Here is a 16,134-nt window from a genome sequence, read left to right as displayed (position 1 = left end):
GCCTTGCAGACGCGCCCCTTCACCCACTTCAATAGGATGCGATAACCGTCAGCCCCAGTTGGCGCGTCGGCCCCCAGGTGCGGGTGGCGAAGCCGAGCGAACCGAAATCGACCGCGCTGATCGCACGCTTTTCATTCAGCAGATTGTCGCCAAAGGCCTGAAAGGTCAGATTCAGCTTATCACCCACCGGGACATCTTTCAGCGTCAACCGCGCGCTCAATTCGTTTTGCGCGGTCCGCCGGATATAGGGATTGAAGGGGCTCACCCGATCCAGCGGAAACGTGGGCGCGCTGCTCTTGTAGGAATAGTCCAGCCGGAGCGAGAGCCCCGTATCGTTCCACTTTGCAATATCCCACACGGCGCCGATCCGGGCGGTTTTCTTCGAAACGTGCGCCAGATGCACCTCGTCCGCGACGTTGATCAACTGATCGGTCTTGGGATCGCGATAGAGGTAGGTCTTGTAGTTCGGATGCACGTAGCCCACCGATCCGTCGAGAGTGAGAAAATCAGTCAACATGGCTGTCACTTCTGCTTCGAAGCCGGTGAAAGTGACTTTGCCCGCGTTGACTGTCCGCGTGCCGCCGCCATTGCTCCCGGCGGTGAACTGGCTGATCTGGAGGTCCTTGTAATCGGTGATGTAGCCGGACAAGTTGATCCGCAACCGCCGGTCGAGCAAGTCGGTCTTGAGCCCCACTTCGTAGGAAATGACCTTTTCGGGATCATATCCGCTGGGCCTGCCCGAACCGCCCGCATCGAACCCCCCGGCACGATAGGCGGTGGAAACGCGGGCATAGGCCAGCACTTCGGGCGAGAAACGGTAAGTGACAGAGCCCAGCCAGCTCAGATTGTTCCAGCTTCTCTTGCCAAGGCCCGGAGCAAGCGGCGCACCGTTGTAGTAATTGGCCTGCGCCAGTTCCTTCTTGTCATGCGTGTAGCGCAGCCCGCCGGTAACTTCGAGCCCGTCGACCGCCGCAGGCTTCCACGAAACCTGCGTGAACGCCGCATAGGATTTGGACCGGGCCTGGTAATTGCGGAAATTGACCAGATTCGAACCGCGCACATCGGTGTCCGAGAACGGCACTACATAAGTGAAGCGCTGGGTCGTGGCGCTGCGGTATTTCTGGTCAAAGTAGTAGAGCCCGACGACATAATCGAAATCGGAAAGCGTCCCGGTCGCCTGGAATTCCTGCGAGAACTGACGATCGCGCGCGCGGGCGGGATCGGGATAATCGAACATATAGACCCGGCCGATCGAACCGTCGATCAGCCTGCCCCGCAACTCGCCCTGCCCGCCGTTGTTAACCGCCTGACTTTCCTTGAACCGGCGATAGCCGGTGATCGATTTGAGCGTCAGCGCGGGGCTCACTTCGTACTGCATCGTCAGCGACGTGCCCCAGATCGTCTGCTTGCCGCGTGGCTGACTGGCCACGGTCACGTGTTCGCGATATTTGTCCTCGACGATCAGCGGCGCGCCGCCGAGCGACGCGGACTGCCCGAAATATTTGTATTGCAACGGAGCGATCACGGAAAGCTGCTGCATCATCGGCGCATTGCGGGCCGAGGTCACATCGGCGCGGATATCGATCGTGAAGCCCGGGCTGACATCGCCATGGATCGCGAGAAAGCCGGATTCGCTGTTGCGCGCGCCGGGATCGGCCGTGTGGTCCTTCAGCCTGTTCTTGACGTAACCATCCTGCTGTTCGTGCGAATAAGCCAGCTTGGCGCTGATCCCGCTATCCCCCCATTGCCCTGTGTCGAGCGTGGTCCGGCTCTTGAAGAGATTGTCCGTCCCGTAAGTCAACTTTTCCTGCACGCCGAACGTATCGGAAGGCCCCTTGGTGAAGATGTTGATTGCGCCGCCGGTGGTGTTGCGGCCGAACAGTGTCCCCTGCGGGCCGCGCAGCACTTCGATCCGTTCCAGATCGACCATATCGAACAGCAGCGCGTTGGGCCGCGACATCAACACACCGTCGATATACATCGCGATCGGATAGTCGGACACACCGGTGGAATCGGAGCCGCCGATTCCGCGGATATTCGCCACGACCCCGCTCGTCGTCGGGCCAGCGGCCGCTTCGACAAAGACAGATGGGGCCAGCGTATCGATGCTGCCAATCGAACTGATATCGCGGTCGGCGATCTCCTCCGCCCCAATGCCTGTGATCGACAGCGGCACATTCTGCAGGCTTTCCGCCTTCTTACGCGCGGTGACGATGATATCGCCCACCCCCACGCTCTCCGCAGCCGTTACAGTCTGCGCGCAAACCGGGCCGGCCAGCACCACCGCACCACCGGACAGCAACAGAGCAATTTTCCTATGCAGCATCATATACCCCTCCCCACTCCCATCTTCCGGAAGAGATGACCAAAATAACTACAAATCGCGATGGGATATGACTCTTGAAATCTATCATTTAATCGTAATTATAATGTATATTACGTGAAAATTACGAAAATCTTTCGAATGTTATTTTCACCAATACTTCCCATCATCAATCTGCGCTTCATTATATGGATCGGCATCCAGCACATCTTCCCCACGGCGGTCAAACACGTGGCGGGCAATTCCGGAACCTCGGAAAATCATGAAGCCAGATCGCCAGCAGCCTTACAGCAAGGGCAATTCTGAGGCGGCCTGTTTAGGCGTCGCGCCGCTCACGCATTGGCGGCGGAGTTATTACTGTGCAGCAGGGAACGGCGGCGACAGAAGCAGCAGGGGCTATTGCTCTTCCTGTACCGTGGACAGGAGTTCTACCAGATTACCATCGCAATCGTTGAAATAGACCGATTGACCCACCGTGCCGTCAGAACACACGCGCTTGGCCGGGCCTTCGATAATGGGTACTTCTTCGCGCGCCAGCATCGCAACGGCATCCGCAATCGAAGCACCCCAGCGGAAACAGATATCGACTGCTCCGGGCGTCGGCATCCGCGCGACCAGCGGGAAGCTATGCCCCTGACGATGGATATTGAGCATCGCCCCGCCGACACGCAGCTGAACCACCGAACGCTGCCCATCGATCTCGAACGCGTCTTCAACCACCGCGCCCAGCACGCGGGCGTAGAATCGCAGGAAGGCATCGAGATCACCGGTGGTGATGGCAACATGATCGATATTGGCAACGCTCATCCCGCGACACTCCCCCACGCGATTTTTGTGCGCAACATAGATGCAGCAAAAATGAGCAGGCACCAACTCACCCGCAAACCCGCACCAATATCTTCCCACCGGAATTCCGGCCGGTGAGGCAGGCTGCGAGGGCTTGCGGCGCCTGTTCCAGCCCTTCGTAGATTTCCTGCCGATAGACCAGTTGCCCGGCCCGCCACATCGCTGCGATATCGGCGCGGAACCGGGGATATTCGTCATCATGGTCCAGCACCACGAAGCCCTGTATACGCAGCCGCTTGGCGAGGATGAGGCCGGTCGGCAGACTGCTATGCTCCATACCGCCATATTCCGCCGCCATCCCGCAGATGAGCAGCCGCCCGAACGGCTTCAGGCGGTCGAACACCTGGCGCTGGATTGCCCCGCCCACATTGTCGAAATAGATGTCGATCCCGGCAGGGACCAGTCGGTCAAGCGCTTCGCCGATATTGCCCTGCGTGCGGTCGATGCAGGCATCCGCCCCTAGTTCGCCGGTCACGAAGCGGCATTTCTCCGCACCGCTGGCAATGCCGATCACTGTCAGCCCATCGGCCTTGGCCATCTGCACCACCAGCATGCCGACCGCCCCGGCAACGGCCGAGACCACCATCACTTCGCCCTTGCGCGCCGCGCAGTAGTGGCGATAGCCGACCCAGCCGGTGAAAGCCGAACGCCCGACGACGGCAAGGTCGGCTTCTATCGGAAGTTCGGCCAGATCAAGCCGAAGCGAGGCATCGCCATCGACCACTTCATAATCCTGCCAGTACCGCCCCCCGAAGATATAATCGCCGGGTGCGAAACCGGGATGGCGGGATGCGATCACCTGCCCCACCGTTCCCCCAGCAAAAGGCGACATCGACGGGACAATTCCGGCGCGCATGCGTTCACCCACTTTGATCCGGGTGGGATCGGGCAGGGCGTCGGCGGATGCATCCACCCGCCCGGCGGACCCATCGTTCGCCACATCGGGCTCCGCGCCCGCATAAGGCAACAGCGGCCGTACTCCGGGGGCGATGCTGATATAATGCGTCCGCATCAGGACCTGCCCTTCGCCCGGTTCCGGCATGGGCAAAGTCACCAGTTCGAAATTTTCCGGCGCGGGGATCGGCCCCATGGGTGATGCAACCCGCCAACATCGATTCACCGTGTCTTCGCCCATATCGCCCGGCCTTGCTATCAAACCCGTGCGTTCACCGGCCATCAGCTCCGTTCGGCCCAAGATGCGGAGGGCACGCTGGTATCGACATATTCCGCGCCGACATAGCCGAGCTTCGCCCGCGCTTCTTCCAGAGGCAGATCAAAAGCGTCCTCATAACGGGCCATGAAGAACGGGCCCGATTCCCGTCCGACCCGCATACCGCGTTCCACCGCGTTCTGGCATACCGGCCAGACATGCGGATAATGCAGCATCGTGCGCACGGTGTAGCGCAAGTTGACGAACATCGAGAGAACGGAAAGCTCGCCCGCCAGTTCGGGGCTGAAATGCTTGAAATGGGTGGTGATGCGCGCCCATGCGGGCACCAGTTCGCCCATATAATTGAAATCGCCGCCGGTCATAATGTGTTCGAGATCGTGCGTCTGGCCCGAACGATAGCGGAAAAAGGCGTACTGCGTTTCAGGCTTGGCCTGCTCGTAGATCACCAGATCGAAATTCTTCGCAATCACATCGCGATAGAAGATGTAGCCCAGCGTCCCTTCCGCGTAATCCTTGAAATCGTCCGCGCCGTAAGTGGACATGAACCCTTCACTGAACCAGCGGTCGAGTTCGGGATTGCCCTTGCGTTCCTTGGCGAAGAGATCCTCGATATAATCCATGTCCTGAATCTCATCGAGGATAGCAATAATCTCGTACATTTCCGCCTGCGCCGGGCGATCCGGCCCGTTCCGCTTCAGCGTAATGGTCGACATCCAGTCCCGCATGCGCGGGTGATTGAGGTACTTGGACGAACTGACGAGGACGCTGCTTTCGGTCGTTACCGGCGTTACCCCGCGCAGCAGATACGGAATATCATTCATCCAATGCCTCCATCCTTTGGGCAAGCGCAGCCTACCATGCGAGTGACGAAAGCTGCGCCCATCGCAACGCGGCAGGCGCGCCGCCGTCAGATCAGACCAATCTCGCCCATGGCCGACAACCCGCTTAGTGTGCTGCCTTGCATTTCCCCGAACGGTAAAATACCGTTCGGGGAAATGCAAGGTCGGCATGGGCACACAGCCAATGCCCGATATCAGGCTGGGGCCTTGCTCCCCTGCGTCCGAACGATCCGCAGCCAGGGGTTCATGTCGGGCTCGCCCACTTTAACCAGTGTGTTGCGGTCACGGTGGAGGAAAGGTTCCGCCTGCCCCTTCACCACCAGGGTGGTGTCGCTGACATAGCTCCACGATCCATCGGCATGGAATTCCACTTCGATCTTATAGGAATCGGTGCGGAAAGCCTGTTCGAGAAACGCCGTCGAACAGATGCCATATTCGGTCTGGCCGCGCTGCGCCTCCAGCACCAGCCGGGTATCGTCCGGTTTTGCATGGCCCGCGGCCATCGCCGTCTGCCCACGCGGAATCGTCAACGTCTGGATAATCAGCCCGGTGGCCGGTTCCCACAGCCAGTAGCCGACCTGATCGTGGAAGGTGATATCTTCCTCCAGCGTATTGATATGCGTGTGGTAGCGCAAGCCGTAAAACAATTGCGGGCCATTGGTTTGCGGATCGATCGGCTGCATCTCGATCCGCTCGTAGAATTCGCGCCGTTCCGGACCGTCCGCCTTGGGATTGAGATCGACGCCTCTTTTCCCCTCCCATATTCCGGCCAAGCGGCGCAGCGGGCCAAGATTGGCCAGTGCATCGGGATCGACGTTTTCAGGTTCAGTGAAGATATCCTCGGGAAGGTCCATGGATTCGCGTATCCCCCTATGATGGATTCCGGCGTGGCCGGTTCCGGCTGCTTTTGCCCTGCTTAGCCCCTTGCCGCCAGTCCGGTAAGGCGAATTCCACGCCGATTGGCACACCTGGCCACGGCAACAGTGCGCGCGGGCGGCCATCAAGCAGGATCGAGCCGAGGCAGGGTTCCCGACAAGCGCCCTTATCCAAGCAAGCGATCAGGCGCTGCCGCGCTTGCGCCGGGTTTCCCACCCCTTCTTCGCCGCGGCGGAGCGTTGGGCATGCGTCTGGCTCGCGCCGCCCTTGCGCCCGCCTTTGCGCGCAGATGCGTGGCTCTCCGCTTTTCCCCGGCCGGAACCAGACTTCTTGCCGCCGCCCGTTTCCTTGTTCACGGTCGCCCAGGCGCGGCGTTCGGCTTCCTTGTGGCTTACACCCCGATCTTCATAGCCTTCCTCGATATGTTCGGCCATGCGCTTCTGCTTGTCGGTATAGCTCGATTTGTCTCCGCGAGGCATCGTTCTCTCTCCTCAGGTCGATGGCCCCTGTTGCTGAAGGAATGCGTGACCGACACTTTGGTTGCCGGTTTTCTTCACTCCGGCGGAAACGGCGCGCCGTTTCCATCCGCCTCTTCGGAAAAAAGTTCCCGCCCCATGTCACACGAACCTGTGCTGTCTCGTCATGTCGGCATCACGCCACAGGAAAGGACTATTGCCATGACACCCCGTGCCGATATCTACACCGTGTCACCCGCCATTTTCAAAGCTTGGTATGCCTTCGCAACGCAAGTCGGCGAGTGCGGCCTGGAAAAATCGCTGCTCGAACTGGTCAAGATCCGCGCCTCACAGATCAACGGTTGCGCCAATTGCCTCAACATGCACACGGCCGAAGCCCGCAAGCTGGGTGAGACCGAACAACGGCTCCATCTGCTGGCCGCATGGCATGAAGCGCCGTGCTATAGTGATCGCGAGCGGGCGGCGCTGGCCTGGACCGAACATCTGACAGAGATCGCCACCAGGCGGGCACCCGATGCCGTCTACGCAGCGCTGGATGCCCAGTTCAGCAAGGAGGAACAGCTACAGTTGACTATGATGATCAACGTCATCAACGGCTGGAACCGGTTGGCGGTCGGCTTCAATCTCTATGCCCCGGAACTGGGATGGAAATGATCGATACCGCCGCCACATTCAACACGCACCGGCCGGACCTGATCCGGGTTGCCTACCGCATGCTCGGTTCGTTGAGCGATGCGGAGGATGTGGTGCAGGAAGCGTACCTCCGATGGGCGGAGAGCGACCGGGCGGCGGTGCGTGTGCCCGCCGCTTTCCTGCGCCGGATCGTCACCCGTCTGTGCCTCGATCATCTGAAATCGGCACGCGTGCGGCGGGAAAGCTACAGCGGCCCGTGGCTGCCCGAACCCGTGGTGGAGGAAGAACCGGCGGAAGACGTGACTTTGCCCCTGATGCTGGCGCTCGAACGGCTTTCTCCGCTGGAGCGGGCTGCATTCATCCTCCACGATGTCTTCGGTGAAAGCTTTGAGGATATCGCCGCTGCGATCGGCCGCGATGCCGCGGCCTGCCGCCAGCTCGCCAGCCGGGCGCGGGCGCATGTGCGAACGGACCGGCCCCGCTACACCGTCGACCGGCAGCATGGGTTGGAAATCGCCGCGGCGTTCTTCGAAGCTTCGCGCGGCGAAGGGCTCGGCAATCTCGGCACGCTGCTGGCCGAAGATGTGCGGTTTCATTCCGATGGCGGCGGCAAGCGCCCCGCCGCAGGCCGGATCATGGCGGGGGCAAGCGAAGTCATGCGGGCTCACGCGGCCATCGCGCGGCTGCGCCATGGCCCATCGCAACTGCTACGCTATGCTTTCGTCAACGGCCTGCCGGGCTTCGTCACCCGGGAAGCGGACGGAATGCTGCAGACCACGGCCCTACTGATCGAGGACGGACTGATCCGCGCGATCTATGTTATGCGCAACCCGGAAAAGCTGCGCCATCTGACGGATTCCGTCCACTAAGGCAGCTATTGCCGCGAGGGCGGCACTTCGCTTTCCCAGCCGGGCATATGGTCGGCATAGGACCGGGCGATCTTCTCCCAATGGGCATCGTCGTTGCCTTTGAAATGAATGTTGAACTGCGCCGCATTGCGGAATTCCAGCAGTTCACACCCTTCCTCGCCCGCCGTCAGGACATAGCCATGATCGGCGGGAACGAAGATACCGTCGCCTTTGGCAAGACAGGCCGCGCCGAAATGCGCTTCCCCCGCCAGAATGTAATAGATGCAATCCGCATTGTGGCTGTGGCGCGGGGAGATGAATCCACTCTTGAACCACGCATGGCTGAGGCTGACGCCCTGCTCGCCGCCCGACTGGAACAGGATCGTGGTGTGCGAACCATCGGCCGCCCTGGGGCCGGACGCCATGACGCGGGCAAGGCCGGCCATGGTTTCCGTGTCCATCCCGGCAAATGGCATTGTTTCGTGATCGAGCGGGATTCCTTCGCCCGCGCGGAACAGAGTGATGCGATTGCGGGTGGCGGCTGCGGGACGTTCGCTTTCCATAAGTGTGCTCCTCAATCCAGAACGCCGGGGTCACGGCGGATTTCACGGCGGGCCATCGCTTCCCACATGAACGGAAACCCGCTGCTGTCAGCGCGCGAGCCGATACCGTATGCCGTTTCGGGCGCGACTGGCACACCCCCGCCCAGCGCCTCGATCCGCCATGCGAGCCGGCAGCGCCATTCCAGCGTGATTGCCCGCAGGTGCGCCTGGCGAATATCCCGCGCGACCACGAGCACGCCATGATTGGCCAGCAGAGCCCACTTGCTTTCGCTCAGCCGCGCAACCGCGCTGCGCCCTGCCGCGCGATCTTCCACCGTGCCCCGATATTCGTCGTACAGGATCGGGTCGCCATCGACCATCGCGGACGTCTGATCATAGATCGGCGGTATCCGCTGGGCGCCTGCCCAAACCGAGCCCCATTCGGGATGGTTGTGGATCGCCACCGCGATATCGTCGCGCGTCTGATGCAAGTCGAGATGGACGTTGATCGCGGGTGTGATGTTCCAGTCGCCTTCGAGCACCCGGCCATCGTGATCGAGCCGGACCATATCGCTGGCGGTCACTTCATCCCAGGCCAGTTCCCACGGATTGACCAGCAGCGTGCCATCGGGCTGGCGATAGGTGATGTGGCCCGCGATATGATCGTTGTAGCCTTCGCGGAACAGTGTCCGGCACAGCAGTGCGAGTTCCTGGCGCGGCGTCAGGCGGGGCAGCACGGGATAACGGCCTTCCCGATGGATCAGCGGGGCAAGCCGGGGCCAGTCGAGGCTGGCGTCCTCCCGGTCGAGGCCGAGCGGACCGTTGGCCCGTGCCGATCCTGCATCCAGCCGTGTTGCAAGAGCGGTGTCGCCACCAAGACCTTCACTCATCGCCTATTCCTCTCTCCGATTGTCTGTGCAGCGCAATTTATCCCAACCCTTTGCGGATGATTGTAACTTTGGTTACATTCTAGACATGAAAAGAGATGCTCACGCTTTTGCCCTGCAAGTGCTTCGCGATGCGGACTGGCTCAAGGGCTTCGATCCCGCGCTGGCCGAGGTCCTGCTCGCGCATGGCCGCCTTGCCCGGTTGAAAGCGGGCGAATGGGCGCAGGGCGAAGGCGACGAACAACGCGGGCTGTTCCTCGTGGTGGACGGGCTGTTCCATACTTATTGCACCGCGCCCGGCGACCGGGATGTGATGATCGGCCAGGCCGGGACAGGGGCGGTGCTTGGCCATGCGACCCGGTTCAGCGGCGGCCCGCGGCTGGCCACCGCAATCTGTGTGGAACCGGCGCTGCTGCTGCATATCCCGGAAACGATGCTGGAACGGGTGGCCGAACGCTATCCGGAAGTGTGGCGCGTGATCGCCAATTCCGCCTATGCCAACTTACGCCGGGCAATGCAGATGATGGTCGAGGCGATCACGCTCCCGCCCCGGCAGAAGATCGCGGCCCGGCTGGTCGCCGCAGCCGGAATGAACGGGGCCCCCACGCCGCTGCTGCGGTTGTCCCAGCAGATGCTGGGCGAGATGACCGGCCTGACCCGCAAGACGGTGAATGCCCACCTCGCCGCCTTTGCGCGCGAAGGCTTGCTCGAAATCCGCTATGGTGGGTTGTTGCTGCGCGATCCGGCAGGATTGCAGGCGGTTGCGAACACCTGATCTTAGGTCTGTCTTGCCAGTATATCCCTGGCGCTTTCCAGATGCGGCCGGTCGACCATCCGGCCATCCACTTGGAGCACACCCGCGTCGGGATTGGCCGCAAACGCCTCCACCACGGCCCGGGCATGGGCGATTTCCTCGGGCGTGGGCGCGAAGCCCGCGTTGATGATCGGCACCTGTGCCGGATGAAGCGCCATCATCCCCGCGAAACCATCGCGCCTGCCGCGCGCGGCATAGGCGGCCAGCCCCGCTTCGTCCCGAATATCCGGATAGACCGTTTCGATCGCCGGTACGCCCGCCGCATGCGCGGCAAAAAGCGCGAGCGAACGGACCATCCGGTAAGGATCGGTGTAACCGCCATCGTCTTCCCGCGCGCACGATGCGCCGATGGCGGCCGGCAAATCCTCCGCCCCCCAGGTCAGCCCGGCAAGACGTGGGCCGACAGCACGAAAGCTGCCCAGCTCGAACACGGCGGCCGGGGTTTCCGTGGCGATCGGCAGGATCGGCAGGGCCGCCCCACTCATCAGCGTATCCAGCCGCGCGATATCCGCCGCCCCTTCCGCCTTGGGCAGAACGATCCCATAGGGGCGATGCGGCAGGATCGCATCGAGATCGCCACGCACGAACGTGCTGTCGAGCGGGTTGATCCGGACGAACACCGGGATTTCGGGCCGAGCCTTGAGCCAGTCTGCGACAGCTTGGCGCGCGGCGGGCTTCGCTTCGGGGGCGACGGAATCCTCAAGATCGACAATCAGCGCGTCCGCGCCGCTGACTGCGGCTTTTTCGAACCGGTCCGGGCGATCCCCCGGCACGAACAGCAGCGACCGCAATCTCATGCCGGGCGCTGCTTCAACAGCACCGTCCGCAGCATCGAAAGCGCCACTTCGCCCCGCTGATTGGTCAATTGATGCTGGAACACGACAATTCCCTGCCCCGGCCGCGACTGCGATTGGCGCATATCCACGACCGTAGTCGTGCAGGTCAGCGTGTCGCCGATAAAGGTCGGCCTGGGTGTCACCACCTTGTCGAAACCGAGATTGGCGACGAGCGTGCCCACCGTGGTGTCGGCAATCGACAGGCCGACCGCGAGGCTGAAAGTGAATGTCGAATTGACCAGAATCTGGCCGAACTCGCTGGCCTTGGCCGCTTCGGCATCGAGGTGGAGCGGTTGGGTGTTGTGAGTCATCGCCGAAAACAGCAGATTGTCCGTTTCGGTGACCGTACGGCTGGGCTGATGGGTGATCGTATCCCCCACTGTCCATTCGTCGAAATAGCGTCCGGCCATCTCAGCGTTCCTTCTCTTCGATCCGCGCCAGCAAGGTTTCCACCTGCACCTGCGCCCCCGCCGCAACTTCGAGCTGGGTTACGACACCATCGAACGGCGCAGTCAAAGTGTGTTCCATCTTCATCGCTTCCAGCGTCAGCAGCTTCTGCCCCTTGGACACGTCCTGCCCCTGGCGGACATCGACCGCGATCACTCTGCCTGGCATCGGCGCGAGAATCGCTCCGTCCCCCACTGCCGCGCCATGCGCACTGTCCATACGCCACGGCTGCAACAGCCAGACCTGCCCTTTCTCGGCAACAAGCGTGAAGTCCTGCGGATGAGCCAAGCCATCGACGGTCAACGCGATCTCGACCGCCTCGTTGTCCAGCAGGAAACGCCCGCTACGGCACGGCTGCGCATTAAGGCGGAAGCCCGGAGCCAGGCTCCGGGCCACAAGGTTCGCCGCCGCATCGGCCAGCACCGCGCCAGATGGAATCGGGGGCTGGGCCAGCCTATCACCGTCCCGGCCGATCAGACCCGTATCCATCTGCCCGGCAACAAAATCGGGATGGGCCAGGGCATTCACCAGAAACGCCGCGTTGGTCCTGACCGGCCAGACGGCGGTATCCTCCAGCATTGCGCTGAGCCGCACCCTCGCCTGCTCCCGCGTGGCGCCGTGGGCGATGACCTTGGCGATCATCGGATCGTAGAAGGGTGAGACTGTCGCCTTCTCGGCCACACCAGTGTCGATCCGCCCGCCTTCGGCGGAACCGAAGCGCAGGACATCGATCCGCCCGGTGCTGGGCAGGAAGCCCTTGACCGGATCTTCGGCATAGAGGCGCGCTTCCATCGCCCAGCCGTCAATCGTCAGATCGCCCAGCGCTTTCGGCAGAGGCTCGCCGCTGGCGACGCGAAGCTGCCATTCCACCAGATCCTGCCCAGTGATGGCTTCCGTCACCGGGTGTTCGACCTGAAGCCGGGTGTTCATTTCCATGAACCAGATACGATCGGACCGCAGACCTTCCGATCCGTCGGCAATGAATTCGATCGTCCCCGCATCCTGATAGCCCACCGCTTTCGCCGCCCGCACGGCCGCGGCACAGACCGCCTCGCGCGTGGCCGCATCCATGCCCGGTGCGGGGGCTTCCTCGATCACTTTCTGATGGCGGCGCTGAAGCGAACAATCGCGCTCGAACAAGTGGACGACATTGCCGTGGCTATCGCCGAATATCTGCACTTCGATGTGGCGCGGCGAGAGGATGTATTTCTCGATCAGCACATCGGCATTGCCGAATGCGGCCAGCGCCTCCCGCTGGCAGGAGCCAAGCGCATCGGCGAAATCGTCCGGCCGTTCCACCAACCGCATGCCCTTGCCGCCGCCGCCGGCAACCGCCTTTATCAGCACCGGATAACCCAGCTTCGCCGCTTCGTTCGCGAGAAAGCCGGGCTCCTGATTTGTGCCGAAGTAGCCGGGCGTGATCGGCACCCCGGCATCCTGCATCAGCCGCTTGGCCGCATCCTTCAGCCCCATCGCAGTGATCGCCGCAGGTTTGGGGCCGACCCAGATCAAACCGGCGTCGAGCACAGCCTGAGCGAAGCCCGCGTTTTCCGAGAGAAAGCCATAACCGGGATGGACCGCTTCCGCCCCGGCCCGTTTTGCCGCAGCAAGGATCTTTGCGCCCGCGAGATAGGATTCGCTTACCGGTGACGCGCCGATATATGCCGCCTCATCGGCCGAACGGACATGGAGCGCATCGGCATCCGCATCGGAATAGACGGCAATGGTGCGAATGCCCATGCGCCGGGCGGTGCGGATGATGCGGCAAGCGATTTCGCCGCGATTGGCAATGAGAAGCGAACGGATCATCGCCATCACATCCGGAACACGCCGAACGCGGGGCGTTCGGGAATCGGCGTTTCAAGGCAGGCTTCCAGCGCCAGACCCAGCACATCGCGCGTCTGGGCCGGATCGATCACCCCATCATCCCACAGCCGCGCGGTGGCGTAGTAGGGATTGCCTTCATCCTCGTACTTCTGGCGGATGTCCGCCTTGAAGTTTTCCGCTTCTTCCGGCGTCCAGGTTGCGGCATCGCGGTGGACGGCGGCGAGGACCGCTGCCGCCTGTTCGCCCCCCATCACCGAAATGCGCGCATTGGGCCAGGTGAACAGGAAACGCGGCTGATAGGCCCGGCCACTCATCCCGTAATTGCCCGCGCCGAACGAGCCACCGATAATCACAGTGACTTTGGGCACAGTTGCCGTCGCCACCGCCGTCACCAGCTTGGCCCCGTGCTTGGCGATCCCTTCGGCTTCGTATTTGCCGCCGACCATGAAACCGGAAATATTCTGCAGGAACAGCAGCGGAGCCCGGCGCTGGCACGCCAGTTCGATAAAATGCCCCCCTTTCAGCGCGCTTTCCGAAAACAGCACCCCGTTGTTGGCCAGTATCGCCACGGGAATGCCCCAGATATGCGCGAAACCGCACACCAGCGTGTTGCCGTAAAGCGGCTTGAATTCGTGGAACTCGCTGCCATCGACAAACCGGGCGATGACTTCGTGCACATCGTAGGGCGCGCGAACATCCTTTGGGATAATCGCGTAGAGGTCTTGCGGATCGTACTTGGGCGGGCGCGGTTCGCGGCGGGCAATGCCCGCATCCCCCGGCGCGCCGAGATGGCTGACGATATCGCGGACGAGAGTCAGCGCATGCTCGTCGTTATCGGCCAGATGATCGGCCACGCCGGACTTGCGCGCATGGAGATCGCCCCCGCCCAGATCCTCCGCCGAAATCACTTCGCCGGTCGCCGCCTGCACCAGCGGCGGCCCGGCCAGGAAAATCGTGCCCTGTTCCTTCACGATCACCGTCTCGTCCGACATCGCGGGCACATAGGCGCCGCCTGCGGTGCAACTGCCCATGACACTGGCGATCTGCGGAATGCCGCGCGCCGACATGTTTGCCTGATTGTAGAAGAACCGGCCGAAATGATCGCGGTCGGGAAAGACTTCTGCCTGATTGGGCAGGTTCGCCCCGCCGCTGTCGACGAGATAGATGCAGGGCAAGCGGTTTTCCTGCGCGATTTCCTGCGCGCGCAGATGCTTCTTCACCGTCATCGGGAAATAGGTGCCGCCTTTCACCGTGGCATCGTTGGCGAAAATCATGCAGCGGCGGCCGGAAACCTGGCCCAGGCCAGTAATGATTCCGGCACCCGGCACTTCGCCATCGTACATTCCGTTGGCGGCAAGCTGGCCGATCTCCAGAAACGGTGATCCGGGGTCGAGCAACCGCTCCACCCGTTCGCGGGGGAGCAGTTTGCCGCGCGCCACATGCCTTGCCCGCGCCCGTTCGTTGCCGCCCAGCCCCGCTGCGGCCACACGTGTACGCAGTTCCTCAGCCAAGGCGCGGTTGTGGGCGGCACGGGCTTGCGCTTCGGGGCTGTCAGGATTGAGATTGGTGGACAGGACAGGCGCGCTCATACTCAGGCCCCGATCAGTTCGCGGCCGATCAGCATTCGGCGGATTTCGTTGGTTCCCGCCCCGATATCGAGCAGCTTGGCATCGCGCAGATAGCGTTCGACCGGCCATTCCTTCGTGTAACCGGCCCCGCCCAGCGCCTGCACCGCTTCCAGCGCGACTTTCACCGCGTTTTCGCTGGCCAGAAGGATCGCGCCCGCCGCGTCAGAGCGGGTGACTTTCCCCGCATCGCAGGCGCGGGCTACGGCATAGACATAGGCGCGGGCGGAATTGAGCGCGACGGCCATATCCGCCACTTTCGCCTGCATGAGCTGGAATGTGCCGATAGCCGCGCCGAATTGCCTACGCTCACGCACATAGGGCAAAACGGCATCCAGACAGGCCTGCATGATACCCGTCTGGATGCCGGAAAGCACCACGCGTTCGTAGTCCAGCCCGCTCATCAGAACTTTCACGCCGCCGCCGAGTGGACCGAGAATGTTTTCATCCGGCACGAAACAATCGTCGAACACCAGTTCCGCGGTGGGCGAACCGCGCATGCCCATCTTCGCGATCTTCTGACCAATGGAAAACCCGGTGAAGCGCTTTTCAATCAGAAATGCGGTAATGCCCTCTGCCCCGGCGTCCGGCGCGGTCTTGGCATAAACCACCAGCGTATCGGCATAAGGCGCATTGGTGATCCAGAATTTGGTGCCGTTGAGGCGGTATCCGCCCGCAACCTTGTCCGCCCGCAATTTCATCGAGACCACGTCCGATCCGGCCCCGGTTTCGGACATCGCCAAGCTGCCGACCTGCGCGCCCGCGATCAGCCCCGGCAGATACTGCATTTTCTGCTCCGGCGTGCCCCAGCGGCGGATCTGGTTGACGCACAGATTGGAATGCGCACCGTAGGAGAGGCCGATGGAGGCCGAAGCCCGGGCGATTTCCTCCTGCGCGATCACATGTTCGAGATAGCCGAGGCCGAGGCCGCCGAATTCTTCCTCCACCGTGATGCCATGCAGCCCCAATTCGCCCATGGCAGGCCACAACTCGCGCGGGAACCAATCCTCCTCATCGATCCTTGCCGCCAGAGGGGCGATCCGGTCCTGCGCAAAGCGGGCTGTCGTCTCGCGGATCGCATCCGCCGTTTCGCCCAGGCCGAAATCGAACTCGGTCATTGCCCTGCTCCTTCTCCACACACGTT

General features: G+C 62.2%; 16 protein-coding genes. 3 read left to right on the top strand and 13 right to left on the bottom strand.

What is annotated here, in order from left to right; genetic code table 11:
* Nucleotides 1-28: 28 nt before the first annotated feature.
* The 6 genes from K5X80_RS04590 to K5X80_RS04565 form a co-directional block, all read right to left on the bottom strand.
* Nucleotides 29-2,326, bottom strand: a complete 2,298-nt coding sequence (locus K5X80_RS04590; protein WP_222559670.1) for a TonB-dependent receptor — start codon at nucleotides 2,324-2,326, stop codon at nucleotides 29-31.
* Nucleotides 2,327-2,719: 393 nt separating this feature from the next.
* Complete coding sequence (locus K5X80_RS04585; protein ID WP_222559669.1) at nucleotides 2,720-3,130, bottom strand: VOC family protein; 411 nt, start codon at nucleotides 3,128-3,130, stop codon at nucleotides 2,720-2,722.
* A 67-nt stretch (nucleotides 3,131-3,197) separates the two neighbouring features.
* Nucleotides 3,198-4,259, bottom strand: coding sequence for an MDR family NADP-dependent oxidoreductase (locus K5X80_RS04580; protein ID WP_222559668.1), 1,062 nt, complete (start codon nucleotides 4,257-4,259; stop codon nucleotides 3,198-3,200).
* Between the two features lie 86 nt (nucleotides 4,260-4,345).
* Complete coding sequence (locus K5X80_RS04575; protein WP_222559667.1) at nucleotides 4,346-5,161, bottom strand: Coq4 family protein; 816 nt, start codon at nucleotides 5,159-5,161, stop codon at nucleotides 4,346-4,348.
* A gap of 212 nt (nucleotides 5,162-5,373) precedes the next feature.
* Nucleotides 5,374-6,033, bottom strand: a complete 660-nt coding sequence (locus tag K5X80_RS04570) for an FABP family protein (RefSeq protein ID WP_222559666.1) — start codon at nucleotides 6,031-6,033, stop codon at nucleotides 5,374-5,376.
* A 204-nt stretch (nucleotides 6,034-6,237) separates the two neighbouring features.
* Nucleotides 6,238-6,534 (bottom strand): plasmid stabilization protein, encoded by a 297-nt coding sequence (locus K5X80_RS04565; protein ID WP_222559665.1) that lies wholly within the window; start codon nucleotides 6,532-6,534, stop codon nucleotides 6,238-6,240.
* 198 nt (nucleotides 6,535-6,732) lie between these two features.
* Between K5X80_RS04565 and K5X80_RS04560 the strand changes: the two genes are divergently transcribed.
* A complete protein-coding gene (locus K5X80_RS04560; RefSeq protein WP_222559664.1) occupies nucleotides 6,733-7,185 on the top strand; it encodes a carboxymuconolactone decarboxylase family protein in 453 nt (150 codons plus the stop codon).
* A complete protein-coding gene (locus K5X80_RS04555; protein ID WP_283249279.1) occupies nucleotides 7,182-8,033 on the top strand; it encodes a sigma-70 family RNA polymerase sigma factor in 852 nt (283 codons plus the stop codon). Before K5X80_RS04560 ends, K5X80_RS04555 begins: the two co-directional genes overlap by 4 nt.
* A gap of 5 nt (nucleotides 8,034-8,038) precedes the next feature.
* Here the strand turns inward: K5X80_RS04555 and K5X80_RS04550 are convergent, their stop codons facing one another.
* A complete protein-coding gene (locus tag K5X80_RS04550; RefSeq protein ID WP_222559662.1) occupies nucleotides 8,039-8,575 on the bottom strand; it encodes a cupin domain-containing protein in 537 nt (178 codons plus the stop codon).
* An 11-nt stretch (nucleotides 8,576-8,586) separates the two neighbouring features.
* Nucleotides 8,587-9,444, bottom strand: a complete 858-nt coding sequence (locus K5X80_RS04545) for a class II aldolase/adducin family protein (protein WP_222559661.1) — start codon at nucleotides 9,442-9,444, stop codon at nucleotides 8,587-8,589.
* A gap of 85 nt (nucleotides 9,445-9,529) precedes the next feature.
* Here K5X80_RS04545 and K5X80_RS04540 point away from each other — a divergent pair, with 85 nt between their 5' ends.
* Nucleotides 9,530-10,216 (top strand): Crp/Fnr family transcriptional regulator, encoded by a 687-nt coding sequence (locus K5X80_RS04540; protein WP_222559660.1) that lies wholly within the window; start codon nucleotides 9,530-9,532, stop codon nucleotides 10,214-10,216.
* Between the two features lie 2 nt (nucleotides 10,217-10,218).
* Here the strand turns inward: K5X80_RS04540 and K5X80_RS04535 are convergent, their stop codons facing one another.
* Genes K5X80_RS04535 through K5X80_RS04515 form a run of 5 tightly spaced genes read right to left on the bottom strand, consistent with a single transcriptional unit; the run spans nucleotide 10,219 to nucleotide 16,108 of the window.
* Nucleotides 10,219-11,052, bottom strand: coding sequence for an HpcH/HpaI aldolase/citrate lyase family protein (locus tag K5X80_RS04535; RefSeq protein ID WP_222559659.1), 834 nt, complete (start codon nucleotides 11,050-11,052; stop codon nucleotides 10,219-10,221).
* A complete protein-coding gene (locus K5X80_RS04530) occupies nucleotides 11,049-11,501 on the bottom strand; it encodes a MaoC family dehydratase (RefSeq protein ID WP_222559658.1) in 453 nt (150 codons plus the stop codon). Before K5X80_RS04530 ends, K5X80_RS04535 begins: the two co-directional genes overlap by 4 nt.
* Nucleotide 11,502: 1 nt before the next feature.
* Nucleotides 11,503-13,347, bottom strand: coding sequence for an acetyl/propionyl/methylcrotonyl-CoA carboxylase subunit alpha (locus K5X80_RS04525; protein ID WP_222559657.1), 1,845 nt, complete (start codon nucleotides 13,345-13,347; stop codon nucleotides 11,503-11,505).
* A 5-nt stretch (nucleotides 13,348-13,352) separates the two neighbouring features.
* Nucleotides 13,353-14,954: a carboxyl transferase domain-containing protein gene (locus tag K5X80_RS04520; RefSeq protein WP_222559656.1), complete on the bottom strand. Its 1,602-nt coding sequence runs from the start codon at nucleotides 14,952-14,954 to the stop codon at nucleotides 13,353-13,355.
* 2 nt (nucleotides 14,955-14,956) lie between these two features.
* Nucleotides 14,957-16,108 (bottom strand): acyl-CoA dehydrogenase family protein, encoded by a 1,152-nt coding sequence (locus K5X80_RS04515; protein ID WP_222559655.1) that lies wholly within the window; start codon nucleotides 16,106-16,108, stop codon nucleotides 14,957-14,959.
* Between the last annotated feature and the right edge of the window lie 26 nt (nucleotides 16,109-16,134).

The sequence above is a fragment of the Caenibius sp. WL genome (genome assembly GCF_019803445.1).
Taxonomy (GTDB): Bacteria; Pseudomonadota; Alphaproteobacteria; order Sphingomonadales; family Sphingomonadaceae; genus Caenibius.
Note: the sequence above shows the minus strand (reverse complement) of the source record. Positions and strands in the feature narration are given on the sequence as shown.